The sequence below is a fragment of the Halovibrio sp. HP20-59 genome (assembly GCF_033052795.2).
Taxonomy (GTDB): domain Bacteria; phylum Pseudomonadota; class Gammaproteobacteria; order Pseudomonadales; family Halomonadaceae; genus Vreelandella.
This window is the reverse complement of sequence record NZ_JAWJUW020000098.1, coordinates 1-267: the sequence shown is the minus strand read 5'-3', so window position 1 is coordinate 267 and position 267 is coordinate 1. Positions and strand designations below refer to the sequence as shown.

The window sequence follows — 267 nt, the reverse complement described above, 5'->3', positions numbered from 1 at the left end:
CCGGCTTTGTGGCCCGCCCGGGCGCCTACAGCGTCAGCAGTCTGGCCACGGTAATGACGGGCCTGACCCAGGCCGGCGGCCCGTCCGCAGCCGGCAGCTTCCGCAATATCGAGCTGCGCCGCGGCGGCCAGGTGGTCGGGCACTTCGACCTCTATGACCTGCTGGTGCGTGGCGACAAGAAGGGCGACCTGCCGCTGCAGGCTGATGACGTGTTGCATGTGGGCCCGGTGGGCGCGCAAGTCGCGCTGATCGGCTCGGTGAACCGCC

Annotated in this window: 1 pseudogene; it reads left to right on the top strand. The window is 70.4% G+C overall.

Annotated elements, in window-relative coordinates:
* Positions 1-53: 53 nt before the first annotated feature.
* Positions 54-267 (top strand): annotated as a pseudogene (locus RZA33_RS19520) (polysaccharide export protein Wza); the annotation flags it as partial.